Raw genomic sequence first — 26110 nt, forward strand, 5'->3', positions numbered from 1 at the left:
TTCATGAAATTGTGAAATTGTTCCTAACCGTACGTTTCCGACGATCAAACCATAACCATGGAACATTATCAGTTAAATTTTTAGACTCCTTTGGAGTCAGGAACCAAAAAAATGACACAGGAAAAAACGTTCACCACGGGTGAAATTGAATCCCCCACATCAGAATCTTCCAGATGGAAAGATTGGCACTGGCAGGTCAGTCATAGCATAGTCGATATAACTACTCTTGAGCGTATGCTTGATATCACGTTATCCATAAAAGAACGTGAGGATATGCAGAGGACCATCGATATTTTTCCGATGTCAATAACTCCCTATTATCTCTCCCTCATTGACAATGCTAATCCTCTGCACGATCCCATCTTCAAGCAGGCTGTACCCTCTGCAGGGGAACTAATTATTGAAAAATGTGACCTCCATGATCCCCTGGGGGAAGAGGTTGACAGCCCGTGTTCCCTCATAACTCATCGCTACCCGGATCGGATCCTCTTTCTCATCAGCAATACCTGTGCAATGTATTGCCGCCATTGCACCCGGAAGAGAAAAGTTGGACAAAAATCTTCTGTTCCCTCCAGGGATGAGTTGGAAAGAGCATTTGAGTATATTGAAAATCATCCGGAGATTCGTGATGTCCTTCTCTCCGGAGGAGATCCCCTTATGCTCTCAGACATACAATTGGATAAAATCCTGAGTAGATTGCGCCAGATCCCACATGTTGAGATAATCAGGATCGGAACACGGGTCCCTGTGGTCCTTCCCTTCCGAATAACTGATGATCTGGTTCAAATACTTAAAAAATATCATCCTATCTGGCTGAACACTCATTTTAATCATCCACATGAGTTTACTAATGCATCCCGTGATGCCCTGTCGAAGTTAGCAGATGCGGGCATTCCCCTTGGAAATCAATCTGTTCTCCTGGCCGGAGTAAACGATTGCACAGTCATTATGCGAAAGCTGGTGCATGAACTGGTGAAAAACCGGGTCAGACCCTATTATTTATTCCAGTGTGACCTCGCTGAAGGACTTGCTCATTTCCGAACACCGGTTGGAAAAGGTATAGAGATTATCGAGAGTCTGATAGGACATACATCCGGACTGGCCGTTCCTACCTATGTTATTGATGCGCCGGGCGGCGGTGGGAAGATCCCGATCATGCCCAGTTATCTCATCTCCAGATCATCGAATAAGGTCGTTCTTCGGAACTATGAAGGAATGTTTTCAACGTACCAAGAGCCTGGAAACTACCAGGAGATAACCTGTGATCTCCAGTGTGAACAATGCAATCTCCAGCATTCTGGTGATAGCGAGTTTGCCATGCGAAGGGCACATGGAATAGAGGCACTTTTATCTGATTATGAAAGTAAAATCACGATTTTACCCACCGTTTCAGAGCGGGTCGACAGGAGAGAGGAGGGAGAATGTGACACCGCAGATTCCGCGACTCATACCGAACTGATATCAGAGCGGGTTGGACGGAGAGAGAGGGAAGAATGGACATCGTAATTACTCTCGGCAAAAGCCTCATTCAGCACGGATTTTTCAATGATAGGATATATCTGATGAAGATTCATCCAGATGATGCAGGTATCATATCCCAACGTATCACCGATTTACTCACAAATTATAACTATGCAAAAATCGTGATGAAAATACCCGAATCTCTTGAAAATTTATTTAAATCCGCGGGTACTGTGCAGGAAGCACGTATTCCAGGATTCTATCAGGGGAATGAGGATACTCTTTTCTTATCTCAGTTTATAGATACTGCACGAGCCCAGGATGATGCATATGATCAAATTCAAAAAAATATTCAGATATCCCGGGAAAAAACTTCATCTCCTTCCCTGATTATTGAACCATTGGAATGGACGATCAGAAAAGCAACAATTGATGATATCTCTCAGATCTGTGCACTCTACCAGAGAACATTTGAAACGTATCCCTTTCCCATCCAGGAACCGGATTATCTCAAAAAAATCATGAATGGCGGGGTACAATTTTTTGTTGGTGAAACGTCTGATGGGATTATCGCTGCAGGTTCATGTGAGATTGATCGATATGCTTCAGCCGTAGAAATGAGTGATTTAGCAATAGATGCCGCATACAAAGGATTGGGTCTATCAAAACAGCTTCTTTCATACCAGGAGCAGCAGATGAAAGAAGAGGGGATAAAAACTACATACACAATCTGCAGAGGTGAACCTCTCCCAGTTAACCGACTCTTTGCCAGAGCACAGTATCAGTATGGGGGTACTCTGATTAACAATACCAATATTTGTGGAAAAATTGAGAGTATGAATGTCTGGTATAAGACATTATGCTGAATTTCATGCTTTGTTGAAATCCTCAGTTTAAACATCTAAACATTTTCCTTTACATCAGCAACATAAGTGATTAGTATAAAGGATTTCAACAGAGCCGAATTTCAGTTCTTTCTCTCCCCTACCGGTCATATTGTAATCCCCCATGCGTGTAATGTACTTACAACCAGAGCCCTGGGTTGGAGGTGTGTTCACCAACAAAGATTCATTCTATCAGGCTAGCAGGATCGATCTTCATGGACATTAACGAGGAGTGTGTGACTGGCATATAGTATTTGACAATGGAGGAGAGATGATCATCAGTCACGGTTACAGAGATTGTAGAAATGACAGCACTTGAGAAACATTTCCTTATTCATAAAAATAGTCAAATAGAATCGTGTGACATCTTAATTAGGAAAATCATTAATGTTATCTTTTCTCTCCTCTCTCAAGCCGACAAATAAAATTCTCCTGATCGCGATAGTCGTCGGTGTTATTGCCGGTTTCGGGTCTCTTCTCTTTTACCAGGGTCTGAAATGGGGAACAGCATTTTTTATGGGGTATCTCCTGCAGTATGCTTATCCCCAGGAAGGGCAGACGGTGGCCGAGATAAGTCAGTGGTCCGAACCTCATTCATTGATGCTTCTGCTTCCCATCCTCTGTTTCGGGAGCCTTCTGACCGGGATTTTGATAACCCGGTATGCACCCGAGGCTGAAGGCCATGGTACTGATGCAGCAATCAAGGCATTCCATGGGGATGGAAGAATACGGAGACGGATTCCGATCCTGAAAGCGGTCACAGCGATTCTCACCATCTCGACCGGAGGGAGTGCAGGAAGGGAAGGGCCGGCCGCCCAGATCTCAGCCGGTTTTGGATCCCTTGTTGCCGATATACTTGGCCTCAGTCCCCGGGAAAGAAGAATTGCGCTCACAACTGGGATTGGGGCAGGGATTGGGACAATCTTCAAGGCCCCCCTGGGAGGAGCGATCCTTGCGGCAGAAGTCCTCTATACCCAGGACTTCGAATCCGAGGCGATCATTCCGTCCTTCCTGGCTTCAGTTATCGGGTACTCGATCTTCGGGTTCTTTGAAGGATATTCCCCGATCTATGCACTCACCTCGCAATGGTGGAGTATCCAGCAGATCCCCCTGTTCCTCCTGCTCGGGATCCTCTGTGCGGCGTTTGGACGTCTTTATATCTCTGTTTTCTATAAATCCCGTGAATGTTTCGCCGCTGTATTTAAAAGGTATAATCTTCCGCTCTACCTGAAACCGGTCTCGGGTGCTCTCCTCCTCGGGATATTTGTCATTTCACTCTCATTCATATCCCCAGAGGGAGAGATGCTCGGTCTCGCCGGCATGGGGTCCAGCTATGGGTATACCCAGCTCATGTTCTATTCCATGGTTCCCCTCACCGTGCTTCTGCTGCTCCCATTCGTCAAGATCATTACGACAGCCCTGACACTCGGTTCCGGAGGGAGCGGGGGGGTTTTTGCTCCCGGGCTCACAATCGGTGCAGCAATCGGCGGGGCGCTCGGCATGTCCCTGAACCTGCTCAACCCGACCTTTGTCCCGCTTGAGTCGGTGCCGGTATTTGTTGTTGTCGGCATGATCTCCCTGTTTGGGGCTGTGGCAAATGCCCCCATTGCAGTGCTGATCATGGTGGTGGAGATGGTCGGAAGCATGTCGATACTGGTGCCGTCGATGGCCGCCGTTGCCATTTCACATCTGCTTACCGGAGAGAAGACCATCTTCCGGGAACAGGTACCGACAAGAGCGCAGTCCAGGGCTCATCGCGGGGAATATGACAGGAATATACTTGAACGGATCCTGGTGCGTGATGCCATGATCCCGCGGAAGTCGATCATCACGTTCTCTCCATCGGATGAGCCGGCGAAAGTCCTCGAGACCATAGGAGAAACCGAGCATACCGGTTTCCCTGTCATTGAGGAGGGCCGTCTTGTGGGGATCATCACGAATCAGGATGTACGGACGATCCCCAGCATGGAAGGAGTGTACCCGACTGTACGTGAGACCATGACGCGGGATCTTTCTGTGATCCATCCGGAGGATACTCTTGAGGATGCCCTTGAATTCATGATCAGCAATAACTTCAATCATCTTCCTGTTGTGGAGAAAGAATCGCCGGATCAGCTCTCCGGTTTCCTGACAAGGACTGATATCATGAAAGCATATGCCCGGTCCAGCTTTATTGCAATCCGCAACTGAATGAGGAAACTCGGTTTCGGACTGAGCTCCATCCTCTATATATTTCTGAAGTGGGGACCCGCGGCTTCGGTGATGGATTAATCCGCAGACCGAATACCGATCAAATATCTGATGAACGACGGTCGGTTGGAAAAAGGGTGGTGCCAGGGAAACATCCTTCTCTCCCCTGGCCATGAGGGTTCCTGTGCTATAAATCACAGTCCTGCACGGGAGAGGATCGTATCAGCGACGCTCTCCGGGCTTGTGAAAGGGAAGTCGCCGGCGTTCAGTAATGTTCCGGCCTCACCGGCTGTCATTTTGACGTCTCCAACCTGGCAGGTGGTCTCTGCACCCATCGGGAATGCCGCGATGAGGTCTTCGGGTTTCGTGATCGGGAACGCTGCTCCCTTGAGTGCTCCTGTGATCTGTGCATGAAGCTGGTCTCTTACAGATTCTGTCATCTATCTCACCAGTACCTACATGGCCTGTTGAAATTATATACTTGAGCGTCATAAAAATACACTTGGTTGAGACACTACAGTTGGGTGACCTTCACAGTGCTCTTACCATACAACTCACCAGGGGGATAGCGAGAGGGAATGACTGGCAGAACATCGACACCAGAGCTGCATGAATTGACGAGTGAGATCTCCGGTCTTCGGACCGAACTGAGACGGTTCATCGAGCGCGCTAACACCCAGAACCTGCAGGCCGTGGTCGGCGACCTGAAGAACAGCTATGCGGATCTGTTCGTCGATCATCACGTCGAGCAGGCGAAGGCTGGGTTGTCGGTCAGGATGGTTCCTGATTGTGTGATGCACGAGAACTGTTTTGCCGTATTCATGGACTTTCTGCAGGTCACCGCACAGCAGATCAAGAACGAACGGGTCAGTGAGGATCTGGTCCGGTCGTACCGCGAGCAGCTGCAGGGTATGAAGAAGAAAGGCCCGTTCGACCGATGTGACACCTGTTTTCTCGAGGTGAGCCGGCTCTTCGAGAAGCAGGTCGACCTGATGAAGTCGCTTGGGATCTACGAACATACGGATCGGATGACCCCCGTATCTGCCGAAATCTCCGAGGCCGAGCTGGTCAAAAAGATCCTCGAGCCGGTCGCCAATGTCCAGCGGTTCCAGATCCTGCGGTCACTCGGCGGGCAGACCCGGACCTTCTCGGATCTCTCGCAGTTGACCGGGCTCCGCGGAGGAAACCTGCTCTTCCATATCAAGAGACTGACCGATACCGGGATGATCCTCCAGCGGCATGAACGGGGGGATTATGTGATCACCGAGAAGGGGTGGAAGACCCTCACCCAGGTCATCGATCTCTACACCGCGCTGAACCCCCAATCGTAAACCTCCCCTGCGTTGTCCGGGATAATCCGCCTTTTTTCCTCCATTCGCCACCCATTCCAATCCCGCTATGTCTTCTAGAGAATATCGGGTGACGGATGCCAGGGGTCTTGACCCGATCCGGCCGGCACTGGCAGAACTGACCGTCGACGCGGTTGTCTCCCTTATCCGGATCCCGCTGATCATCATAGGCAAATGGATGAAAACAGCCGGAACAGATCATCACGCCTCGTCGTCGGGCACAAGCCGCCATACTCCCTGAGCGATGAGCCGGCGTGCCCAGACCTGCTCCATCGGGCCGAGATGCGCGATGGTGTCCTGCCGGATCCGGAAGCCCGGGATCACCCGGGCGGAGGGGTTATGAGCCGGTGAAACTAACACAACTCTGCCTCCGTCGTTAACTCGTCGGGGTGCCCTGGAGCGGGCTCTGGTTTGCCGCCTGCCCGCTCCAGATCTTTTATTCTCGCCAGCAGTGCTTCATTCAGAATTCCGCTGAAAGAAAGCCGGTGGGCGATCGCCTTTTCTTTCGTCTCGACCGGAATCGAAACACACACTTGTGACTTCATAAAATCCCTATACTATATAAGATACATAAGTATTTAGGGCAAAAAGTGACAGAGGAAATGTGTGTGTATCCGAGAAAAATATATGTCGACGGAGGGTGATCGATGACCGCTGACTGGCACCAGATCTCGCTCTCCATGACCCCGTGGGATGCCTACTCGCGGTATGTGATCAGGGGAAATGGTGAGCGGTTCGCCCGGGCCTCTGCGGTCCTGAACACGATCCTCTATCTGCGGTCGACCCGGAACCTGCGAAGGGGAGGACCCGGCATCCCGGCGCACGATCTCATCCATGCCATCGTTCCATCGAAATTCAAACATGAGACCAGTGCCTATCGCGTCATCCGAAAACTGGAATATTACAAGGTACTGGAGCGGACTGAGGAATGGGTGGGTGATCAGAAACGGACGTATTATAACATCGGCGATCCCTTCGGCGCCCAGGCATATCTGCCACATTCACCTGACCTGTCGCAGATTCAGGGCAACCGGCCGGTCTCGATGGATGCCCTCTCCCGGTTATTCGTCCAGGCGCACGCGGCCCGTCAGGTCCTTGAACGCCATGGGTTAACGGGGGAATGGATAGCCGAGTGTGAAGCGCTGGTATCAAAGCCGGCTCCCTCAGAAAGGCAGAACGATCGATGCGCAGAGGAGACCTATGCCGACGACGGGATCCTCAAAGAGATGCTCTCCCACGCAAACCCCGGCCGAACGTAGGGCGATCGACAAGGTGCGATCGCCCTACGTTCGGCCATGACCGTGCTGCAGAGGACACGGCCGGAAAACAGTGAGACGATCAGGTGCTCTTTGCCGCCACCCGCCGCACTGCCTCCTCGACGGCCGCACGGAACGCAGGATCTGACCAGATCTGCTCCTCGGCGCTCTGCTTCTCATGTACCGCATCGGCCGTCAGTTCGAGCCCGCAGGAGTTGCAATATCGTGCAGTCGGCGTGTTGATGGAGTAGCACCGCGTGCACTGCACCGGGTCCAACGACGTGTCCCGCTGATGCTCGGCTGTGGTGATCCCATTGTGCATTGCGACCTCCCGTTCGATATCAGAGTCAACCAGATGCCCGTACGTTGCAAGCATATTGGTACTATCATTCCCCCAGAGCATCTTCTTGATGATCGATTCCGGATATCCCTCGCGCAACAACTGGGTGCACCGGGAATGACGGAATATATGCGGGGTTATCTTCTTCTCAACGCCGGCCCGTCTCGCGATCAGACTCAAATTTATCGTGACAGCGTTGTATTGCAGGGGCAATCCCCGGTTGGTCACGAAGACGAACTCTGAACCGATCGGATCACCCGGATAGACAGACCGCCATTGGGAGAGGAATGGGCGCGCCATCACGACAGGGATAAACCGTGGCTTCTCGGTCTTGGCGTTGACGTTGACAGCGACATTCCAGTCGCTGAACTTCACGGCTTCCCATTTCAGATCCCCGATCTCGCCGATCCGAAGGCCACCTTCGTAGAGCAACGCGATCAACGCTTTATCACGGAGGGAATGTGCTGCTCCTATGATTCGACCGACCTCGTCTGGCGTCAGCATCATCTCCGCTGTCTTGGTCATGGTGTTCGGCGATGGCGCCTGGATATTCTGAACCTTCAAACGCTTGATGAGCGGGGATGCATACTCCTCATCGATCAGCCACAGATAGAACCGCTTGAGCGCCTTGACATAATCCCCCTGGGTGTTCTGGGTATAACGCGGTTGACCGTCCGGCTTCTTCGCCTGCTTCAACCGGTCGATACCATCATAGAGATCGCCCATAATGTTCTGGCGGAAAGGTCCAATGAACTGCCGCCACCCGGCATACAGGCCATATAATTTGTAGATCCGGCTGGGGCTCAGGTTGGATGAACAGGACTTCTCGGCGACGAACTCCCGGATTAAATGTGCATCATCAATCGTAATAGTGCCGGCTTCGACTGCCCGGTCTAGAATAGCAGGTGCAGACTCACGGTACTTCAGGTCAGATCGGTGAAACCGCTGATTGGCGCGTGCCATGACCCTCACTTGGTCATGTATTTATATAATTATTTCGGGGCCTTACAGTATAATAGAGGAAGCCCGGGATGAGAATTGAACTCATCTTCTCCGATCTGCAGTCGGACGCATAGCCTCTCTGCCACCCGGGCGTAGAATGATCACAATTATCACAATTGTGAACTGTTACACTACCCACTTCACCCTGCTATAAAAAAAAGGGTACGGTTTCGGCAACATTTGCCCTCATGTCCATGGGCATCGCCAGGGAAAAGCCAAAGATCTGATAACCGCCCGCTCCCAACACTACCTTATGCGCCCCTATGTCTTTGTGAATGTGGCGATGAGTGCAGACGGCAAACTCTCGACCCGTGAGCGCCGGCAGGTGAAGATCTCAGGAGCCGCCGACTTTCAGCGGGTCGACCGGATCAAGGCGGCGAGCGATGCGATCATGGTCGGCATCGGAACGGTCCTCGCCGACGACCCGTCCCTGACCGTCAAGAACCCGGAGTTGAAGGCCGAACGGATCGCGCGGGGCCAGGACGAGAACCCGATCCGGGTGGTCGTGGACAGCCGGGGCAGGACCCCGATCGAGGCCGCGATCCTCAATAAAGGGCCGGGGCACCGGATCGTCGCGGTCGCCGGGACGGCAGCGGAGAAGAACCGGGAACAGCTCGGTGAAAAGGCCGAGGTGATCGCGACCGGTGCGGAATCGGTCGACCTGCCGGCCCTGCTCGAGGCGCTGTATGCCAGGGGCGTGCGCCGGCTGATGGTCGAAGGCGGAGGCACCCTGATCTGGTCGCTCATTGCGGCCGACCTGGTCGATGAGATCCAGACCTTCATCGGGAACCTGGTGATCGGCGGAAAGGACGCTCCGACGCTTGCGGACGGCCTGGGATTCCTCGCAGACCAGGGCTTTGTCAAACTCGACCTTGCCGATGCCCGGCAGATGGAGGAGGGGATCCTCCTCACCTGGCATGTCCGCCGTCAGCAGGGTCCGACCCCCTGACCGCCACACTCGTGACACGTCAGGGAAAAAAGGAGTTATCGGGGAGCGAGCGCAGACATCTGGTCGACGATCGTATAGGTCTGCCCGCTGGTGGTGGTGACCTTCACAATGATCCGGTCAGGATTCTTGGTCCCTTTGAAGACCAGTTCAGAGCCGGTCTGGGTGTTCAGCGGTTTTGTCTCCTCGGTCCCGTCTGACCGTATCAGGCGGACCGTACACCCGGTGACCGAGTTCATGCCGGCCCCGCCGTTATAGATCACCGTGATCGAGCGATCGATCGGGTCCTTCTGGTTCACCTGGACAAAGACGTCGTTCCCCTTGGGCATCGTCTGGGTCGGTCCCGGGGTCAGCGAGTTGTCGCCACCGGCGGTGGTCGCCACCGTGGTGGCCGCTCCAGAAGACCCGGTTGATGGTGCCGCCGTTGTGGCCTGGACCGTTGTCGTCGTTGTCGTGTTCGGTGCGGACGGGGTTGTGGTACATCCGGCACCCATCATCATGACAGCCAGTGATAGAAGCAGGATCGCGATAATCTTCCAGTTCATACGCTCTGATGCAGCGCGTAATTATTTCAGCATTCCGATCTCTGGTCGGAAAGGGTCTGACGAATCCTGAGAAAGCAAGGGAATAAAACCACTGGTGCAGAATTACTGGCACCATGCTTTCGCCAGCATCAGATCCCGATCTCTTCGCAGACGCGTATCCGGCCCGCATCGCCGCCCTCGCGGAGGAGAAGCAGGCCGGGACAAAGATCGTCGGAACGCTCTGCCTGTACGTACCCGACGAGATCATCTATGCTGCAGGAGCCGATCGGGTGATCCTCTGCGGCGGCAGCAACGCTCTCATCCCGGCTGCCGACGAGTATCTTCCCCGCTCCCTCTGCCCGCTGATCAGGTCCTCGTTCGGGGCCATCGTCACCAGGGACGACCCGGAAACCGGAGCCTGTCCGCACGTCCCCCTCGTCGACCTCGTGGTTGGGGAGACGACCTGCGACGGCAAGAAGAAGATGTTCGAACTGCTGACCGACCTGGTACCGACCTATGTGATCGATCTCCCCCAGAAGCCCGACACCCCCGGGGCCCTCCTCTACTTCACCGGCGAGCTGCAGAAATTCCGCACCATGATGGAGGAGTTGACCGGCAACCAGGTGACGGACGAACGGTTGTGGAAGGAGATCAGGGATGCCAACCGGACACGCCGCCTGTTGATGCGCCTCTTCTCTCTCCGCCGGCAGAACCCCCCGCCGATCGAGGGTGTGGCCGTGATACGGATGATGCAGCGCCAGTTTCAGCTCCATCCCCGGGAGTTCAGACGGCGACTCGAAGCCCTCGTCACCGGACTCGAAGCGCAGCAGCCGGCCGGGCAGGAGAAGGCGGCACGACGGCCCAGGATCCTCTTCTCCGGCTGCCCGGTGACCGCAGGGAACCAGAAGGTGCCCGAGATCATCGAGGAGCGGGGCGGGGTGATCGTCGCCGAGGAGAGCTGCACCGGGACGCGGTCGTTCTGGCACCTGGTCGACGAGAACGAGGAGCGGGACCCCCTGACGGCACTGGCCGAACGCTACCTGCAGATCCCCTGCGCCTGCATGACCCCCAACGACCGGCGGATCGAGCATATTATCGAGCTCGTCCGGCAGTTTTCGATCGACGGCGTGGTCTACGCCACCCTTCAGAACTGCCACGGGTACAACACCGAACGGCACCGGGTGCAGCAGGCGCTCAGAGCGGCGGGGGTGCCGATGCTCGCCATCGAGACGGACTACGGGGACGCGGACCGGGAGCAGATCGGGGTCAGGGTGGACGCATTTCTGGAGATGATCCAGTGATCGTCGCTGGGATCGACGCCGGAGCCGCGACCACCAAGGTGGTCATCCTCTCGGACGGCGACCTGCTGGCCTATCGGATCGGACCGACCGGGTTTGACTTTAAAAAGGCGATCCGTTCGGTTCTCGACGGCGTCCTTGCAGATGTGAACCTGCAGGACGAGGCGGTCGAGCGGATCTGCGCCACCGGATACGGCAGAAAGACCGTGGCCTGTGCAGACAGGACCGTCAGCGAGATCACGGCTCATGCGAGGGGGGTTGCGGCCCTGGTGCCGGATGCGGACGGGATCATCGATATCGGCGGCCAGGACAGCAAGGTGATCCAGGTGAAAGCCGGCAAAGTCCTGGACTTTCTGATGAACGACCGGTGTGCTGCTGGGACCGGGAAGTTCCTCGAATATACGGCACGGGCGCTGGAGGTCCAGCTCGGGGACCTGGGCGAACTGGCCAGGGCGTCCACGACGCCGGTCGCGATCAGCAGCACCTGCACCGTCTTTGCAGAGTCTGAGGTGATCTCGCTCCGGGCCCAGGGGTGCAGCCGGGAGGATATCGCAGCCGGCCTGATCCAGGGGATCGCAGAACGGGTGGCGGTGATGGCACGACAGGTGCACCTCAGCGGTCGGGTGGTCTTCGTCGGCGGGGTGGCGAAGAACAGCGGCGTGAAGGCTGCGCTGGAGAAGGAGCTCGGCCTTGAACTGGTCGTGCCGCCGGAACCTCAGATCACTGGAGCGCTCGGGGCGGCGCTCGCCTGTACGGAGTGACCGCCGGCCGCCTGTGTGATCAGCAATGATGCGACCCACGACCCTCCACCAGGCCCTCGCCGAGATATCGGGATCCCTCGGTGACTTCGGGACGATCCTTCCGCTCACCTTCGGGATGATCCTCGCCACCGGAGTTCCGGCCGGCCCGGTTCTCCTCCTCCTCGGCCTCTGGCATCTCTTCGCCGGCGTCGTCTACAAGACCCCGATCCCGGTCGAACCGATGAAGGCCATCGCCGTGCTCGTCATCGCCGGCCAGGCCGACAGCGGCACGATGGCAGCCGCCGGGCTGATCCTCGGTCTCCTCTTCCTCTCGCTCGGTGCGACGGGCTGGGTCTCTGCCATCGTCGAACGGATCCCCGAACCGGTGACCCGCGGCATCCAGCTCGGGCTCGCCCTCCTGCTGGTCCGTTCCGGGCTCCAGTACGCCATCCCCGACCCGTACCTGGCCATCCTCGGAGTGGCGATCATCCTCTTCTTCACCCTGGCCCACCGGTTCAGCCGCCTCCCCGACCTGTCGGCGATCGCGGTCCTCGTCACCGGGGCTGGCTTGGGCATCGTTCTGCACGGGCTGCCGGCATGGGGGCTCCCGTTCTCATTCGGCCTGACGATCCCCGGAACCGGGGACTGGGCGGTTGCGGCCGGCTCGCTGGTGGTCCCCCAGGTGATCCTCACCCTGACCAACTCGATCGCAGCCACCGTCCTCATCGCCGGCGATCTCTTCAAGAGCGAGATATCCCCCAGGCGGGTCTCCACCTCAATCGGGATCATGAACCTGGTCTCGGCCCCGTTCGGCGGGATCCCGGTCTGCCATGGAGCCGGAGGGGTCGCGGCCCTGTACCGGTACGGAGCCAGCACCTCGGCGGCGAACTTCATCGCCGGGACGGTACTGATCGTCATCGCGATCTTCTCTGCCGATAAGGGGATCGTCACCCTCTTCCCGGTCGGCCTCCTCGGCTCGCTCCTCTTCTTCGTGGCGATCGATCTCGCCCGATCCGGGCTGAAGACCACTTCCTTCCCGTCGACCCTGGTCACCGGAATCGTCTCGGTTGCCACCTCTATGACAATCGGGTTCATTGCCGGGGTTATCGTCTGGCTGATCCAGCGATCGTACAGCAGGAGATAATAAGGAGGAGGGATCGGAACCTGTATGATCACCTTAATATATACTTCCTAAGATTCTGGGGAAAAAAAGGATTCCTTATATGGGATCATCATCAAAAAGCACTTATGGGTACGACCAGGGATCCTGGTCTGCCTGTCCAATAATTCAGTACTGTCTTTACCCGGGATCCGGGGCGATACCGTACTCAATGGAGTGACTACAATGAATCTTAAACAACCCAATTCAAATGAAGCCACAGGCACCGTCAACCGGTCCCGCAGCGTAGTGCCCATGTCCGGGCTCTGTACCCGCTGTACGGACGGGTGTAAGGGTGGCTGTGAGATCTGGTTATCCTCGTTCCGGGGACGGGAAGTTCTCTATCCCGGTCCATTCGGAGAGGTGACCGCAGGAGCGGACAAGAATTATCCTGTCGATTACTCACACCTGAACATTCAGGGGTATGCACAGGGAGCGAAGGGCCTGCCAGAAGGACTTGAAATCGGATCTGACACCGCCCTCTTCTCATCTGTGAACACCGAGACCTCGTACGGATGGGACCGGAAGGTCACGATGAGCCTCCCGATCTTCACCGGCGCCCTCGGGTCGACCGAGATCGCGCGGGCGAACTGGGAGCACTTCGCCATCGGCGCTGCGATCTCCGGTATCACCCTCGTCTGTGGAGAGAACGTCTGCGGTATCGACCCCGGCCTGGTCCGGGACAGCAACGGCAAGGTCCAGAAATCTCCGGAGATGGACCGCCGGATCGAGATCTACCGTAAGTTCCATCAAGGCCTTGGCGAGATTCTCGTCCAGATGAATGTTGAGGACACCCGGCTTGGAACCGCGGAGTACGTCGCATCAAAACACAATCTGGAGACCATCGAGCTGAAGTGGGGACAGGGTGCCAAGTGCATCGGCGGGGAGATCAAGGTAAAATCCCTCGAACGGGCCACCGAACTGAAGAACCGCGGCTATATCGTCCAGCCGGACCCAACCAGACACGACATCCAGCAGGCATTCAAGGATGGCGCCATCAAGGAATTTGAACGCCACTCGCGCCTCGGCTTCGTCTCCAAGGAAGGGTTCCTCGAAGAGGTCGACCGGCTGCGGGACATCGGGTTCAAGCGGGTCACCCTCAAGACCGGAGCCTATTCCGCCAAGGAACTGGCGATGGCTCTCAGGTACAGTTCAGAGGCGAAGATCGACCTGCTCACCATCGACGGAGCTCCCGGCGGAACCGGCATGAGCCCCTGGCCGATGATGAACGAATGGGGTATCCCGACCTTCTACCTGCAGTCCCTCGCGTACCAGTACGCCGAGATGCTGAAGGCCAAGGGCATCCGGGTGCCGGACCTTGCGATCGCCGGCGGGTTCGCCGATGAAGCGAACGCCTTCAAGGCGCTTGCCATGGGCAACCCCTACTTCAAGGCCGTCTGCATGGGCAGAGGGCTGATGATTCCGGGCATGGTCGGCAAGAACATCGAGAAGTGGATCGAAGCAGGCACCCTGCCCAAGACCGTCTCGAAGTTCGGAAGCACGATCCCTGAGATCTTCGTCTCCTACCAGGAGCTCAAGGAGAAGTACGGCGAACGGATGAGCGAGATCCCGGTGGGCGCACTGGGCATCTACACCTACGCCCAGAAGTTCAGAACCGGGCTGCAGCAGATCATGGCAGGCAGCAGGAACTTCAGCGTCTCCTCCATCAGCAGGAGCGACCTGATGTCTCTGACCGAAGAATCCGCAAAGATTTCAGGCATCCCCTACGTGATGGATGCATACAAGGACGAGGCACTGGATATCCTCCTCGCCTGAAACTTTTTTTTGACCCACTGCAAATATGCCGGCGAAACGGCTGCTTGCTGCTGCTGGACCCTGATACAATCCGAGATTGGGAATTATAATGTTGAACGCAACATCCATGGCCAATCGTAGACTCAGATGAGTCGGAGATTGGCCCATTTGGGGATTGGATGCGTTTAACACCCTCGAAGAATCTTTCAAATTCTTCTCGTATCCGCTTCCCCCTGACGGGTGAACCAGAATTTGAGAAAACCTGACTGTATAACCGTAAGATTTTCGACTATACTCAAAATAAAAAAAAAGTGGATCTTCCGGTATCGTTCAGATATACCGTGGTTTCTTGGAGAGGTTCCGGGCGGTATAGAGCGGGCGGAACGGCATCCCTTCGGTGTTGGTCCTGACCAGTGCGATCAGTTCCTCCTCGTCCAGCTGCTCCTTGTGCGGAACCTTCGGCTCTGAGAGTCTCCGGATGGTGACCGTCAGGTTGCCTGATTCCATCTCCGCATCTCCGATGACGATCACATAGGGGACCCAGTCCATGCCGGCCTCCCGGACCTTCTTGCCGACGCTCTCCTCGCGGTCGTCGAGGTCTGTCCGGATCTGTGCTTTGTTCAGACGGGTGCAGAGCTCGTCCGCGTACGCGGTGTGCCGCTCGGCGACCGGGATCAGCCGGACCTGCGTCGGTGCGAGCCAGGCCGGGAGCTGGGGGACCGTCTGGTTGGCGGTGTTCTCGAGCATGGCGCAGATCACCCGCTCGATCGAGCCGGTCGGTGAACAGTGGAGGATCGGAGGGTGGACGACCTCGCCGTCCAGGTGGTACTTGATATCGAACCGGGTCGACGACTCGACATCGATCTGGACGGTCGGGTTCTCGATCGGCCGGCCCTGCCCGTCGATCGCGGCCAGGTCGACCTTGGCGATCCAGTAGTGGACCCGGTCGCTGAGGATCTCGATCAGCATCGGCACCCGTGACTCGGCGACGATACTCTTCACCCAGTTCTCATACTTGTCATAGAACTCCCGGGTGCACCGGAAGACACCGACCAGTTCGGTCTCGAAGTCCTGTCCGGACTTCCAGCCGAGCCGGAGCTGCTCCTCAAAGCAGCCGAGTGCCTCCTCCATGTCAGTGCAGAGGCTGTGCATGTCGGGCATCGTGAACGCACGGAGCCTCTTCAGGCCGATCACCTCGCCACGCTGCTCGTGCCGGAACGAGTAGGTGGAGAGTTCGTACATCTTGATCGGGAGAGAGTTCGGGGAGATGTGCATGTCCCGCATGATCGAGAACATCCCGAAACAGGCTGCAAACCGGAGCATCATGTTCCGGTTTCCGCTCTTGAACCGGTACTGCCGCTCCCCGAACTTGTCGGCATGCTCGAAGATCGCTTTGTCCCCGAGGTCGTACATCACCGGGGTCTCCACCGGCGAGCCGCCGTAGGCGAGGACCATCTGCAGCACGTAATCTGCCATCAGGTCGCGGACGATCTTCCCGCGGGGCAGCCACCGGAGGTTCCCGACGTCGCTGGCCGGCTCGTAGTCGACCAGTTCCTTCGACCGCATCAGGTCGACATGGATCGGTTCGCCGCCGACAGGCTCAGCGATCCCGATCTCCTTCTTCACCAGCGCCCCGAACCTGCCGTCGAGGAACGCGCCGGTCTCGTGGCGTTCGCCGTCGGGAGTCATCACGAAGAACTCGTGCGTGACCTCCTTCTTCTCCTTGACAGCCGCCCCGGCGCCCGGAACGATCGTCTTGGAGAGCTCGGAGAGCGGGTGCCCCTTGCATGAGAGTTTGAACTTCTTGTACCAGCCGAACGGAGCCCTCTTCACCTCGTACCGACCGGTCTCTTTCAGTCTCTTCTCGATCGCGCTGAGCACGGCCACCGCGGTCTCGGGCGAGGAGAGGTCTGAAGAGAGGTGGGCGTACGGGTAGATCAGCAGGTTTTTCACTGCAAGCTGGGTTGCAGTCTTCTCGATCTCTGCGACCGACTGCGCCACCACATCATCGATATCCTCCTCGTCCACCGCCTCGACAGCAGTGAAGACAGTCAGGGCCTCGGTCATCCCGTCCTTTGGAACCGGGTCGGCCTCTGCCATCTTGGTCTTCTTCTGCGCCTCGTATTCGATATAATCAGAATGTATCAGGAGAAGTCGCATAATTCACTCTCACCAGGAAAAATAATCGTTATAATATGGGATCTCATGCGGTATATATTCACTGAATCAACCGCTGGTTTTCATGGTACCGCGAGAGGGTGGCCTGCCGCTGCCCCTGGTACTTCGCGTCCTGCTTCAGGTTATACGGCTGCTCCGCCCGTTCCGTGGTGTAGAAGACCAGCTGCCCGATCGGCATCCCGGCATACATCTTCACCGGCCGCTGGTTGACATTGCACATCTCCAGGGTGATCGAACCGATGAAGCCGGCATCGATCCAGCCGCCGGTCTGGTGGAGCTCGATCCCGAGCCGGGCGATACTGCTCTTTCCTTCGATACTTGCGACGATGTTGTCGGGGAGCGAAAGGACCTCTTTGGTCTCGGCGAGCATGAACTGGCCCGGATAGAGGATAACCTCATCCGCTGTCATCTCCTCCACCTCTGCGGTCACACTCTCCTTATCGTACGGATCGATCACGCGGTCGCCCGGGACATACCAGACAAAGTGGTCCCCAAGCCTGATATCGAGCGAATTCGGCTGGATAAGGCCGGGTTCAAACGGTTCGACCTTGATCTGCCCGCGGCTGATCCGGTCCATAATCTGCCAGTCGACGAGAATCATTCTGTTAGATATTGGTGAAGAAGAGTTGAAGAGTTATTCTGTCCGACGGTCCGCCGGTGCCTCTTCAGAAAAAATCTGCTGGCCGCCGTTCAGGTACCACTCGGTTCGCCGGAGGAGACCGTGCAGGGTCGAGACCTCCCGGGGAGTCATCTGGGTCCTGGCCAGCAGCCGCCGGATCGTCAGCATCGTCACCTCGCGCTTGTACAGGGGGTGATCGATCTGGTCCAGGAACGAGGAGATGTGATCGTACAGGCAGGTCATGTCGAACCGGTCCGCCAGCAGGTAGGTGCCGCGCGGGAGGTGGGCGAGTTCGTAACAGACCACCCCGACCGCATGCGAGAGGTTCAGGATCGGGTACTCCGGCGAGGTCGGGATGGTGCAGATCAGGTCGCTGGCCGCCACCTCGCTGTTGTTCAGCCCCCAGTTCTCGCGCCCGAAGAGGATCGAGACCGTTCCGTCGATCTCTGCGATCGTCGACCTGATCTCGGAGGGATCATAGTACGGCATCCGCATCGGGTTGCAGATGGTCTTGCTCAGTTCCCCGGTGGTCGCGATGGTGAGCGCACTCTCTGCGTACACCTCCTCGAGAGAACAGGTCCTTGCCGTATCCAGCAGGTCCTGGGCATGGGAGGCCATCGCCCGCGCCTCGTTGCCGAGCGGGCACGGGTTGATCAGCACCAGCCGCGAGAACCCGAAGTTCTTCATGACCCTGGCCACCGAACCGACGTTCCCCTCGTACAGGGGCTCGACCAGGACGATCTGTACCTCGGGCATGGGTTACTGGACTGCCCTGACCGTCGCCCGAAGCACGTCGGGGCCGAGGTCGTAGACCGCATTGCCGACCACGATCGTGTCGGCCCATCTGCCCATCTCGGCCGCCTTCTCAGCAGAGGAGATCCCGCCGCCATAGTACAGGATCGCGCGGTCGACGACCTCAGAGATCGATCGCACCATCTTCGGGTCGCCGTACATGCCGCTGTACTCGATGTACACAATCGGGAAGTGGAAGTAATGGTCGGCGACCGACGCATATGCTGCTGCCTCTGCGGGAGTCAGATCACAGCTGGCACCCGTCACCTTCCCGACCGAGGAGGCCGGGTTCAGGACGAGATATGCCTCGGGTATGACCTTGTCCCAGCGGATCGAACTCTGCTGAGCCCACTGCTGGTGCTTTCCAACGATCCACTGGACACTGTTCGAGTTCATCACACTCGGAACGAAGAGCAGGTCGATCCCTTCGCAGAGAACCGCCTCAGGCCCTGCCGGCTCAACGACCAGCGGAAGGCCGTACTGGGCCACCTGTTTGAAGAGCTGACCGAGGTTCTCCATCGTCACATTCAGTGTCCCCGAGAGCATCAGCGCATCGGTCCCGCTGGTCGCAATCTCATCGATCACTGCCGGGGGAAGGGACTTGTCGGGGTCGAGTTTGGTCACATGGACCCAGTCTTTCCATCGATTCTGCATGGTATCCACACTGGTGTACTGTATATATGACCCGCTTCCACTTTCAATGATCGGTCCGGAGGGACAGATCCGGCCCCGATCAACTGGCCCGGGATGAACCGGGGATCTTTGATTGAAACTCCTGCACCTTCTTGAGCGGGATCCCGGAATGGCTGGCGAGCGCTGCCGGGTCCGCAGAGGCCAGGGTGGTGCTGTCGATCACACCGCCGCTGTACAGCTTCTCAATCGTCGTCTCCCCGAGCCCCGGGATCGTCAGCAGTTCGGCGCGCCCCCGTTCGAGCATCGCCCTGGTCACCTTCTGGGGCACCGGCCGGTTCTGAGCGAGGCAGACCATCTCGGCATGCCGGTACGTCGTGTCCGGGCTGATCCCGGTCTTGACACTCAGGTAGACCGGGTGATACCGGCAGAAGTCCTCGGGGCTCTGGATGCCGGCGGCATAATACTTTTTGAGGCTGATCGCCGGCACACCGATGGTGCGCAATGTCTTGTCATTGCAGTAATCCCTCGCCTGTGAAAGGAGGGACGTCACCTCCTTCTCCCCGATTCCTGCTGTCCGGAGGAGGGCCGGATCGGCCCCGGCGAGGTCGGCGATCGTGTTGATCTCGTTCGCATGCAGGTACTTCATGATCTTGGAATGGCTCCTGCCGCGCCGGGGCGGGACCTGCTTTCTGACAAATTTCCGGAGCTCGGAACGGAGCCGAAGGAGCCCGAGCACCGATTCTCCTTCCGCTTTCAGCAGTTCCGCTGCTGCTGGTGAGATGGCGGCCGCGGAGGCGAGCACGTCGGGGGTCGCGTCGGCGACCTCGTGGACCGTGTAGATGTGGTGCCGCTGCAGCCGTCCGAGGATCTCCTCGGTCATGGAGGGTATCAGCACCATCGTCTCCCGGTTCGACTCGATATGATGGCAGAGCGGGCAGCCGATATCCCAGGGCCTGGACCCCTTGGCGATCAGCCTGACATGGTGCAGATTATGGGTCGGACAGACCGTATCGGTCCGGATCGCCCATCCCCACTGGGTCAGGGGGAGCCCGATGTTGAACCGGCAGTCCGGATACCGGGTGCAGCCGATGAACTGGCTGCTGTTGCGGATGTGATGGATCCGGAGATCGCTCCCGCAGACCGGGCAGGGGCCGAGGATCATCTCCTCGACGGTCCTCCCCATGATATCCTCGCCGATCTGGCTCTGGTGCCCCTCCAGTTCGTCGAATGCACGGTTCAGCATCGTCCGCGACTCGGTCACCACGTCATCGCGCGTCCGCTTCCGCTCTTTGATCTGCTGCATGTGCGCATCGATCGTCTGGGTCATGTCCGGCCGGGTGATGGCGGCTGCATGGTCCTCGAGCGATTCGATCACAGCCTTTCCGACCAGGGTCGGCCGGAGCGGGGTCCCTTCGATATACTTGCGGCCGACCAGTTTCCCGATCACCTCGTGCCGGGTACTCTTGGTCCCGAGCCCGAGCTCCTCCATCTGCTGGATCAGCCTGCTCTGGGTGTACCGGGGTGGAGGTTGCGTCTCCTTCCGGTCGAGGTTCACCTGCTCTATCGGCAGGTGATCGCCGACCGCAAAGAGGGGGAGGGGATGCTCGGCCGCCTCGCTGTACGGGTAGACGGTCCGCCATCCGGCTTCGAGCAGGGTGGCACCGGTGGTGGTGTACGGCTCGGTCCCGGCCGTAAAGAGCACCTTCATCGTCAGCCAGCGGGCATCTGGGGAGAGGGTTCCGAGGAACCGGCGGACCACCAGTTCGTAGACCTTCCACCGCTCGTCGCCGAGTTCGCCCCTGGTGGCCGCGCCGCTCGGGTGGATCGGCGGGTGATCGGTGGTGGACTTCTTCCCCTGGGTCGGCACCGGTCTCCGGTTGGCCTGGACCCACGAGACATCAGACGAGAACTCTGTCTTCTGCAGCGTCTTGAGGACACCGTTCAGGTCGAGCGATTTGGGATAGATCGTGTTGTCTGTACGCGGGTACGAGATGTACCCGTGCATGTACAGGTCCTCTGCGATCCGCATCGCGTTCGCGGCCGAGAAACCGAGCCGGCTGGCGGCCACGATGAACCCGGTGGTGTCGAACGGGGTCGGGGCACGGTCGATCTTCGACCCTTCCTTCACCTCGGTCACCGCCAGCGGAGCCCTGGTGGCCGCCTGCGCCTCCTCGGCTTGCGCCAGGTCTGTGAACCGTGCGGTGGTGTGACGGGCGAGCACCGGCTCGCCGTCCTTCTTCGAGTCGACGGTGAGCACCCAGTAGGGTTCAGGCACGAACGCCTCGATCTCCTTCTCGCGGTCGACGATCATCGCGAGGGTCGGGCTCTGGACCCTGCCGACTGAGAGGATGTTCTTGCCGCCGCGGTGGGCGGCCAGGCTGATGAACCGGGTGAGCGAGGCTCCCCAGATCAGGTCGATCAGCTGCCGCGCCTCGCCGGCAGCGGCCAGCGCAAAGTCCAGCTCGGCCGGGGCCGCGAATGCAGTCTGGATCTCCTCCTCGGTGATCGCACTGAACCGGGACCGGTCCACCCTGACGTCCGGCTTGACAGCCTTGACGAGGTCGTAGGTCTCCTTCCCGATCAGTTCCCCTTCGGTATCAAAATCAGTCGCGATTGTGACATGATCGGCCTTCTTCGTCAGTTTCTGGATCAGCGTGACGATCTTTTTGTCGGTCGGCGACTTGATGGTCTTCGCCGTGATCAGGGATCGCGGGGTGTTCACCTCGCTCCGCCAGTTGGTATACCCTGGCTCGAAGTCCACTTCGACCACGTGCCCGCGGAGACCGACCACGACCGTGTCGTTGAACGAGTAGGTATTGACACCCCCGTCCTTCTTCACCTCGACATAGGTCTTTCCTGCGAGGATATGGGCTATTCTGTCAGCCGCGATGTTCTTTTCAGTGATTATCAGATGCAACGGTCACCCCTTCCTGCGTAGCGATCGCTTCTGCAAGCAGTCTGTTCAATTCCCTGGGGTCTGCTCGGCCCCGTGTCTTCTTCATCACCTGTCCGGCAAGGAAGTTGCCGGCCCCTTTCTTCCCGTTCTGGTAGTCGACGACCGCTTGCGGGCATTCGACCAGCACCTCGCTGATTGCGACCGCGAGGACGTCGCCGCCGGATTTGGCGAGGTTCAGCCGTTCGACGATCTGCTTCGGGGACTCGGAGGTCCCGGTCTCCACCAGCTGGTCGAGCATGGTCCTGAGCACCTCGACGCACGACTTCTCGGTGATCGTCTCCTGCCTGAGCAGTTCGATCAGCTCGATGAACTGCGCCGGGTCGACGATCCCGATCGCCGCATTCCGGTAGTTCAGTTCCCCGAGGAGGGTGTCGGCCACCCAGGTCGCGGAGAGGACCGGATCGGTACCGGCGACCTTCTCGTAGAACTCGGCCAGCTTCAGATCGCCGGTCAGGGTCCGTGCATGGTTCAGCGAGACCCCGTACTGCTGGACGAACCGCTCACGCCGTGCATCGGGGAGTTCCGGAAGAGCGATATCCTTGAGCCATCCCTGGACCGCCAGCGGCGTCAGGTCGGGCTCAGGGAAGTACCGGTAGTCGTTCTCCTGCACCTTGGTCCGGCCGGCCGTGGTGATCCCGCGGGTCTCGACGAAGTGACGGGTCTCCCGCTCCACCTGCTGTCCGCGCCGGATGATATTCCGCTGCCTGGTGATCTCAAAGGTGAGCGCCTTCTCGACGCCCTTGTACGAGGTGATATTCTTCACCTCGACCCGCTCGCTCCCTTCGATGGAGATGTTCGCATCCACCCGGAGCGAGCCCTCCTTCTCGCTGTCGAAGACGCTCAGGTACTCGAGGGTGGCCCTGAGCTTGTTCAACAGCCTCCGCGCCTCCTTGGGGGAGCGGAGGTCCGGTTCGGTGACGATCTCGATGAGCGGTACGCCCGACCGGTTGTAGTCGACCAGCGAGTACCGGGCCCGGTCCCCGCCGCCCTTGTGGACCAGCCGGCCGGGATCCTCCTCCATGTGGATTCTCGTCAGCCTGATCCGCTTCTCCCGGTCTTCACCCTCGATCTCGACATATCCCCCGTTGGCCAGGGGCTTGTCGTACTGGGTGATCTGGTAGCCTTTCGGGAGGTCCGGATAGAAGTAGTTCTTTCGTGAGAACTCGCAGATCTCGGGGATCTCGCAGTTGAAGGCCTTGGCGACCTTCAGGGCGAACTCCACGGCCTTTTTGTTGATCACCGGCATCGTCCCCGGAAGACCGAGGCAGACCGGGCAGACATGCGTGTTCGGGCCGTCGTCACGGTAGTCGGTCGAACAGCCGCAGAAGAGCTTGGTGGCGGTGTTCAGCTGACAGTGGATCTCGAGCCCGATGATCACCATCCCTTTCGCCCGCTCAGATGCCGACATGGCCTCTCCGGCCGGAATATCCTGCTCCATCAGATCACCCCCTGTTCGTAGGCATAGGCAACGTCGACGACACCCTCGTCGTCGAACGGCCTCCCCATCACCTGCAGACCGACCGGCATCCCGTCGACCGTGCCGCAGGGCACCGAGATCGCCGGCACCCCGGCCAGGTTCGCCGGCACCGTCAGGATGTCCGCAAGGTACATCGAGAGCGGGTCGGCCATCTCGCCGAGCTTGAAGGCCACGGTCGGCATCGTCGGGCCGGCGAGCAGGTCGACCTCCTTGAAGAGCCGGTCGAAATCGGCCCTGACCTGCTGCCTGGCGATCTGCGCCTTGGCATAGTACTTCCCATAGTAGCCGGCAGAGAGGGCGAAGGTGCCGAGCAGGATCCGGCGCTGCACCTCCGGACCAAAACCGGCGCCACGCACCGCCCGAAACCCGTCATGCCACTGCGGCTTTGTATCGACCGGAACGCCATACCTGACCCCGTCGTACCGGGCCAGGTTCGAACTCGCCTCAGAGGTGCAGATCACATAGTACGCGGCCAGGGCATAGGCCATGCTCTTCATCGAGCAGGGAACGATCTCGGCCCCGCCGGCCTCCAGCCGGTCGATTGCCTTCCTGACCGTCTCAGCGACAGGGGCGTCGACCCCTGCGCCGAAGAACTCCTCCGGCACTCCGATCCGTTTGCCGGATATTTCAGCGTTGGGAGTATGCGTGTAGGGATGATCGGTGGACGTGGCGTCCCGGGGGTCGTGGCCGGCGATCACCTGCATCAGGTCCGAGACCCCGGTCACCGTCTTCGCCATCGGTCCGATCTGTTCGAGGGAGTTGGCATAGGCGATCAGCCCGTACCGGGAGACGCGGCCATAGGTGGGCTTGAGCCCCACGATCCCGCAGAACGCGGCCGGACACCGGATCGAACCGCCGGTATCGGTCCCGAGCGCCAGCGGCACCAGCCCGGCTGCCACCGCCGCTGCAGAACCGCCTGAAGAGCCGCCGGGCACCCGTTCCGGGTTCACCGGGTTTCTGGTCGGCCCGAAAGCGCTGTTCTCGGTGGTGGTCCCCATCCCGAACTCATCCATGTTGGTCTTCCCTGCGATGATCGCCCCTTCATTCAGTAATCGGGTGATCACATGTGCATCATAGGGGGGGATGTACCCCTTCAGGATCGCCGAGCCGCAGGTGGTCATGATCCCGGATGTGGAGATGTTGTCCTTGATCGCGATGCACTGGCCGGCCAGCCGGCCGGTCCCCTGCTTTCCGGGTTCTCCGGTATCGACCGGGCACCGGGTGATGAACGCGTTGAACTGGTCCTCCTCTGTTCCCGCCATCACATCACCCGCGGTCCTCTGATGAATCCATCCTCATCTCCACCTGCATTGGAAAGAACCTCCTCCGGGGTCAGGGACGGCGTGACCAGATCCTCACGCATCACATTCACCCCGCGATCCATCGATCCTCCTTCGCCGTTGACCTGATCCAGTATATCGAAATATTCGAGGATCCTGTTGAACTGGGTGGTAAAAGTGCCCATTCGGTCCTCCTGTATCCTCAGATCAGCCAGCGCAGCGATCTGTTCTACGTCACTTTCAAGCACCATCGTGTAGACTCCCCACGTGATTTAAGTACCCTTGTACCGACCTGTTATAACCGTTGTGACGGGCGAGGTGCCTGATCACCTTCCAGACCCCGGTTCCGTACTGCATCGCCTTCTTATCGTAATCGGCAATCTCTGCCGGAATATACCGTGCTGCAACCTCTCTGAGCGGCCTTTTTCTGATCCCGCCGGAGACCCTTTCGTTGGGGCTGATCGCCTGAGCAGCGCGCACAACACGGACATCCAGGTACGGCATCGAGAGGTAGGCGCCGAAGAGGCCCGCGACCGCCTGATCCCGGGCTCCCTGCAGGGCAAGACCGCGGAAGTCCTCGGCGAAGGTGGCCGCGAGGTCTGTGCTCGTCAGGTACCGGGAGTACCCGCCGAAGAGTTCGTCGGCCCCCTGCCCGGCCAGGATCCGCGTATACCCGTGGTCCCGGGCATAGGAGGCGACAAAGTGCATGGTGGCCGCGATCGAGATGTTCACCGGGTCGCGGGCAGGGATCACCGGGATCACCGCTGCCAGCGCTTCTTCAACCGCGTCCGGCGTGATCGTCACGTAATCGCAGGTGAGGTGCAGGGCCTCGGCCGCATGCCTGGCCCTGGCGAGGTCGTGCGAGTCTTCGACCCCGACCGCGACGCACGGACGCTCTGCGATGGCTGCAATCAGGGTCGAGTCGACACCTCCGGAGAGGGCCGTCACGCCCTCGTCACTGCGCAGACGGATGGCGGTGACGATCGCCTCTTCCAGGGAGGGGGATTCGGCGGGCGGGTCGATCCTGCTGATGACCGTCCCGTCACAGGTGACCGTTCCGGCGTCGACATCCCCCTGGATGATCCCCCAGCGGTCCCGTGCGGCGCAGTCGTCCCAGCGGATCAGAAACTCTCCTCCACAGTGAGAGAGATGATCAGGGCCCGTGCTGATCAGCGTCTCAATCTCATCCTGGGAGAGGCGGTGACCATCCCGCTCAACCCAGCCCTTCACGTCGATTGCTGTCATCCAAATACCAGAGGTACGTGGAACAT

Annotated in this window: 24 protein-coding genes and 1 tRNA gene; 10 read left to right on the top strand and 15 right to left on the bottom strand. The window is 58.4% G+C overall.

The features are described from left to right. Positions 1 to 111 precede the first annotated feature (111 nt). The 3 genes from ablA to ACFKSJ_RS03130 all read left to right on the top strand — a co-directional run bounded on the left by ablA (position 112) and on the right by ACFKSJ_RS03130 (position 4535). Complete coding sequence (gene ablA, locus ACFKSJ_RS03120) at positions 112 to 1506, top strand: lysine 2,3-aminomutase (protein ID WP_440950813.1); 1395 nt, start codon at positions 112 to 114, stop codon at positions 1504 to 1506. Next, complete coding sequence (ablB, locus tag ACFKSJ_RS03125; RefSeq protein ID WP_440950814.1) at positions 1494 to 2327, top strand: putative beta-lysine N-acetyltransferase; 834 nt, start codon at positions 1494 to 1496, stop codon at positions 2325 to 2327. The genes ablA and ablB overlap by 13 nt, the downstream gene beginning before the upstream one ends. A 618-nt stretch (positions 2328 to 2945) precedes the next feature. Then, entirely contained in the window at positions 2946 to 4535 is a 1590-nt protein-coding gene (locus ACFKSJ_RS03130) for a chloride channel protein (RefSeq protein WP_440950815.1), read from the top strand. A 194-nt stretch (positions 4536 to 4729) separates the two neighbouring features. Here the strand turns inward: ACFKSJ_RS03130 and ACFKSJ_RS03135 are convergent, their stop codons facing one another. Continuing rightward, positions 4730 to 4975 (bottom strand): MTH865 family protein, encoded by a 246-nt coding sequence (locus tag ACFKSJ_RS03135; protein WP_440950816.1) that lies wholly within the window; start codon positions 4973 to 4975, stop codon positions 4730 to 4732. 138 nt (positions 4976 to 5113) lie between these two features. Between ACFKSJ_RS03135 and ACFKSJ_RS03140 the strand changes: the two genes are divergently transcribed. Further along, positions 5114 to 5866 (top strand): winged helix-turn-helix domain-containing protein, encoded by a 753-nt coding sequence (locus tag ACFKSJ_RS03140; protein ID WP_440950817.1) that lies wholly within the window; start codon positions 5114 to 5116, stop codon positions 5864 to 5866. A 219-nt stretch (positions 5867 to 6085) separates the two neighbouring features. Here ACFKSJ_RS03140 and ACFKSJ_RS03145 read toward each other — a convergent pair whose 3' ends face one another. Beyond that, positions 6086 to 6244, bottom strand: coding sequence for a hypothetical protein (locus ACFKSJ_RS03145; RefSeq protein WP_440950818.1), 159 nt, complete (start codon positions 6242 to 6244; stop codon positions 6086 to 6088). Further along, positions 6238 to 6429, bottom strand: coding sequence for a hypothetical protein (locus ACFKSJ_RS03150; RefSeq protein ID WP_440950819.1), 192 nt, complete (start codon positions 6427 to 6429; stop codon positions 6238 to 6240). The genes ACFKSJ_RS03145 and ACFKSJ_RS03150 overlap by 7 nt, the downstream gene beginning before the upstream one ends. Positions 6430 to 6531: 102 nt before the next feature. On the opposite strand from ACFKSJ_RS03150, the gene ACFKSJ_RS03155 reads away from it, so the two are divergent. Further along, positions 6532 to 7143, top strand: coding sequence for a hypothetical protein (locus ACFKSJ_RS03155; protein ID WP_440950820.1), 612 nt, complete (start codon positions 6532 to 6534; stop codon positions 7141 to 7143). Positions 7144 to 7222: 79 nt separating this feature from the next. On the opposite strand, the gene ACFKSJ_RS03160 is transcribed toward ACFKSJ_RS03155, so the two are convergent. Both ACFKSJ_RS03160 and ACFKSJ_RS03165 read right to left on the bottom strand, forming a co-directional pair. Further along, on the bottom strand, positions 7223 to 8443 hold the full coding sequence (locus ACFKSJ_RS03160; RefSeq protein WP_440950821.1) for a tyrosine-type recombinase/integrase: 1221 nt from the start codon (positions 8441 to 8443) through the stop codon (positions 7223 to 7225). Between the two features lie 60 nt (positions 8444 to 8503). Further along, positions 8504 to 8574, bottom strand: a tRNA-Cys gene (locus ACFKSJ_RS03165). Positions 8575 to 8735: 161 nt separating this feature from the next. On the opposite strand from ACFKSJ_RS03165, the gene ACFKSJ_RS03170 reads away from it, so the two are divergent. After that, positions 8736 to 9431 carry a 2,5-diamino-6-(ribosylamino)-4(3H)-pyrimidinone 5'-phosphate reductase gene (locus tag ACFKSJ_RS03170; RefSeq protein ID WP_440950822.1) on the top strand — a complete coding sequence of 232 codons (696 nt, stop codon included), beginning with the start codon at positions 8736 to 8738 and terminating at the stop codon, positions 9429 to 9431. Between the two features lie 35 nt (positions 9432 to 9466). Here ACFKSJ_RS03170 and ACFKSJ_RS03175 read toward each other — a convergent pair whose 3' ends face one another. After that, positions 9467 to 9973: a hypothetical protein gene (locus tag ACFKSJ_RS03175; protein ID WP_440950823.1), complete on the bottom strand. Its 507-nt coding sequence runs from the start codon at positions 9971 to 9973 to the stop codon at positions 9467 to 9469. Between the two features lie 113 nt (positions 9974 to 10086). Here ACFKSJ_RS03175 and ACFKSJ_RS03180 point away from each other — a divergent pair, with 113 nt between their 5' ends. The 4 genes from ACFKSJ_RS03180 (at position 10087) to ACFKSJ_RS03195 (ending at position 14925) form a co-directional block, all read left to right on the top strand. After that, positions 10087 to 11253 carry a double-cubane-cluster-containing anaerobic reductase gene (locus ACFKSJ_RS03180; RefSeq protein ID WP_440950824.1) on the top strand — a complete coding sequence of 389 codons (1167 nt, stop codon included), beginning with the start codon at positions 10087 to 10089 and terminating at the stop codon, positions 11251 to 11253. Then, on the top strand, positions 11250 to 12011 hold the full coding sequence (locus ACFKSJ_RS03185; protein ID WP_440950825.1) for an acyl-CoA dehydratase activase: 762 nt from the start codon (positions 11250 to 11252) through the stop codon (positions 12009 to 12011). The genes ACFKSJ_RS03180 and ACFKSJ_RS03185 overlap by 4 nt, the downstream gene beginning before the upstream one ends. A gap of 25 nt (positions 12012 to 12036) precedes the next feature. Continuing rightward, positions 12037 to 13134, top strand: coding sequence for a putative sulfate/molybdate transporter (locus tag ACFKSJ_RS03190; RefSeq protein WP_440950826.1), 1098 nt, complete (start codon positions 12037 to 12039; stop codon positions 13132 to 13134). Positions 13135 to 13335: 201 nt separating this feature from the next. Then, positions 13336 to 14925, top strand: coding sequence for an FMN-binding glutamate synthase family protein (locus tag ACFKSJ_RS03195; RefSeq protein WP_440950827.1), 1590 nt, complete (start codon positions 13336 to 13338; stop codon positions 14923 to 14925). Positions 14926 to 15234: 309 nt separating this feature from the next. On the opposite strand, the gene ACFKSJ_RS03200 is transcribed toward ACFKSJ_RS03195, so the two are convergent. The 9 genes from ACFKSJ_RS03200 to ACFKSJ_RS03240 all read right to left on the bottom strand — a co-directional run bounded on the left by ACFKSJ_RS03200 (position 15235) and on the right by ACFKSJ_RS03240 (position 26084). After that, a complete protein-coding gene (locus tag ACFKSJ_RS03200; protein ID WP_440950828.1) occupies positions 15235 to 17064 on the bottom strand; it encodes a threonine--tRNA ligase in 1830 nt (609 codons plus the stop codon). Between the two features lie 58 nt (positions 17065 to 17122). Then, positions 17123 to 17683 carry a dCTP deaminase gene (gene dcd / locus ACFKSJ_RS03205; RefSeq protein ID WP_440950829.1) on the bottom strand — a complete coding sequence of 187 codons (561 nt, stop codon included), beginning with the start codon at positions 17681 to 17683 and terminating at the stop codon, positions 17123 to 17125. A gap of 33 nt (positions 17684 to 17716) precedes the next feature. Then, positions 17717 to 18457 (bottom strand): RNA methyltransferase, encoded by a 741-nt coding sequence (locus tag ACFKSJ_RS03210; protein WP_440950830.1) that lies wholly within the window; start codon positions 18455 to 18457, stop codon positions 17717 to 17719. A gap of 3 nt (positions 18458 to 18460) precedes the next feature. Then, positions 18461 to 19147 carry a phosphoglycerol geranylgeranyltransferase gene (locus ACFKSJ_RS03215; protein WP_440950831.1) on the bottom strand — a complete coding sequence of 229 codons (687 nt, stop codon included), beginning with the start codon at positions 19145 to 19147 and terminating at the stop codon, positions 18461 to 18463. Between the two features lie 79 nt (positions 19148 to 19226). Beyond that, complete coding sequence (locus tag ACFKSJ_RS03220) at positions 19227 to 22043, bottom strand: DNA topoisomerase I (protein WP_440950832.1); 2817 nt, start codon at positions 22041 to 22043, stop codon at positions 19227 to 19229. Then, positions 22024 to 23520, bottom strand: a complete 1497-nt coding sequence (gatB, locus tag ACFKSJ_RS03225; protein ID WP_440950833.1) for an Asp-tRNA(Asn)/Glu-tRNA(Gln) amidotransferase subunit GatB — start codon at positions 23518 to 23520, stop codon at positions 22024 to 22026. The genes ACFKSJ_RS03220 and gatB overlap by 20 nt, the downstream gene beginning before the upstream one ends. Next, positions 23520 to 24821 carry an Asp-tRNA(Asn)/Glu-tRNA(Gln) amidotransferase subunit GatA gene (gene gatA, locus ACFKSJ_RS03230; protein ID WP_440950834.1) on the bottom strand — a complete coding sequence of 434 codons (1302 nt, stop codon included), beginning with the start codon at positions 24819 to 24821 and terminating at the stop codon, positions 23520 to 23522. Before gatA ends, gatB begins: the two co-directional genes overlap by 1 nt. Next, positions 24821 to 25090: an Asp-tRNA(Asn)/Glu-tRNA(Gln) amidotransferase subunit GatC gene (gatC, locus tag ACFKSJ_RS03235; RefSeq protein ID WP_440950835.1), complete on the bottom strand. Its 270-nt coding sequence runs from the start codon at positions 25088 to 25090 to the stop codon at positions 24821 to 24823. Before gatC ends, gatA begins: the two co-directional genes overlap by 1 nt. Continuing rightward, positions 25080 to 26084: an asparagine synthase C-terminal domain-containing protein gene (locus tag ACFKSJ_RS03240; RefSeq protein WP_440950836.1), complete on the bottom strand. Its 1005-nt coding sequence runs from the start codon at positions 26082 to 26084 to the stop codon at positions 25080 to 25082. The genes gatC and ACFKSJ_RS03240 overlap by 11 nt, the downstream gene beginning before the upstream one ends. Positions 26085 to 26110 lie beyond the last annotated feature (26 nt).

Source organism: Methanosphaerula subterraneus, assembly GCF_052055875.1.
Classification (GTDB): domain Archaea; phylum Halobacteriota; class Methanomicrobia; order Methanomicrobiales; family Methanospirillaceae; genus Methanosphaerula; species Methanosphaerula subterraneus.

Coding starts and splice junctions, on each gene's coding strand:
- ablA (WP_440950813.1), top strand. CDS start 112: ATGACACAGGAAAAAACGTTCACCACGGGTGAAATTGAATCCCCCACA.
- ablB (WP_440950814.1), top strand. CDS start 1,494: ATGGACATCGTAATTACTCTCGGCAAAAGCCTCATTCAGCACGGATTT.
- ACFKSJ_RS03130 (WP_440950815.1), top strand. CDS start 2,946: ATGCTTCTGCTTCCCATCCTCTGTTTCGGGAGCCTTCTGACCGGGATT.
- ACFKSJ_RS03135 (WP_440950816.1), bottom strand. CDS start 4,975: ATGACAGAATCTGTAAGAGACCAGCTTCATGCACAGATCACAGGAGCA.
- ACFKSJ_RS03140 (WP_440950817.1), top strand. CDS start 5,114: ATGACTGGCAGAACATCGACACCAGAGCTGCATGAATTGACGAGTGAG.
- ACFKSJ_RS03150 (WP_440950819.1), bottom strand. CDS start 6,429: ATGAAGTCACAAGTGTGTGTTTCGATTCCGGTCGAGACGAAAGAAAAG.
- ACFKSJ_RS03155 (WP_440950820.1), top strand. CDS start 6,532: ATGACCGCTGACTGGCACCAGATCTCGCTCTCCATGACCCCGTGGGAT.
- ACFKSJ_RS03160 (WP_440950821.1), bottom strand. CDS start 8,443: ATGGCACGCGCCAATCAGCGGTTTCACCGATCTGACCTGAAGTACCGT.
- ACFKSJ_RS03170 (WP_440950822.1), top strand. CDS start 8,736: ATGCGCCCCTATGTCTTTGTGAATGTGGCGATGAGTGCAGACGGCAAA.
- ACFKSJ_RS03175 (WP_440950823.1), bottom strand. CDS start 9,973: ATGAACTGGAAGATTATCGCGATCCTGCTTCTATCACTGGCTGTCATG.
- ACFKSJ_RS03180 (WP_440950824.1), top strand. CDS start 10,087: ATGCTTTCGCCAGCATCAGATCCCGATCTCTTCGCAGACGCGTATCCG.
- ACFKSJ_RS03190 (WP_440950826.1), top strand. CDS start 12,037: ATGATGCGACCCACGACCCTCCACCAGGCCCTCGCCGAGATATCGGGA.
- ACFKSJ_RS03195 (WP_440950827.1), top strand. CDS start 13,336: ATGAATCTTAAACAACCCAATTCAAATGAAGCCACAGGCACCGTCAAC.
- ACFKSJ_RS03200 (WP_440950828.1), bottom strand. CDS start 17,064: ATGCGACTTCTCCTGATACATTCTGATTATATCGAATACGAGGCGCAG.
- dcd (WP_440950829.1), bottom strand. CDS start 17,683: ATGATTCTCGTCGACTGGCAGATTATGGACCGGATCAGCCGCGGGCAG.
- ACFKSJ_RS03210 (WP_440950830.1), bottom strand. CDS start 18,457: ATGCCCGAGGTACAGATCGTCCTGGTCGAGCCCCTGTACGAGGGGAAC.
- ACFKSJ_RS03215 (WP_440950831.1), bottom strand. CDS start 19,147: ATGCAGAATCGATGGAAAGACTGGGTCCATGTGACCAAACTCGACCCC.
- gatB (WP_440950833.1), bottom strand. CDS start 23,520: ATGGAGCAGGATATTCCGGCCGGAGAGGCCATGTCGGCATCTGAGCGG.
- gatA (WP_440950834.1), bottom strand. CDS start 24,821: ATGGCGGGAACAGAGGAGGACCAGTTCAACGCGTTCATCACCCGGTGC.
- gatC (WP_440950835.1), bottom strand. CDS start 25,090: ATGGTGCTTGAAAGTGACGTAGAACAGATCGCTGCGCTGGCTGATCTG.
- ACFKSJ_RS03240 (WP_440950836.1), bottom strand. CDS start 26,084: ATGACAGCAATCGACGTGAAGGGCTGGGTTGAGCGGGATGGTCACCGC.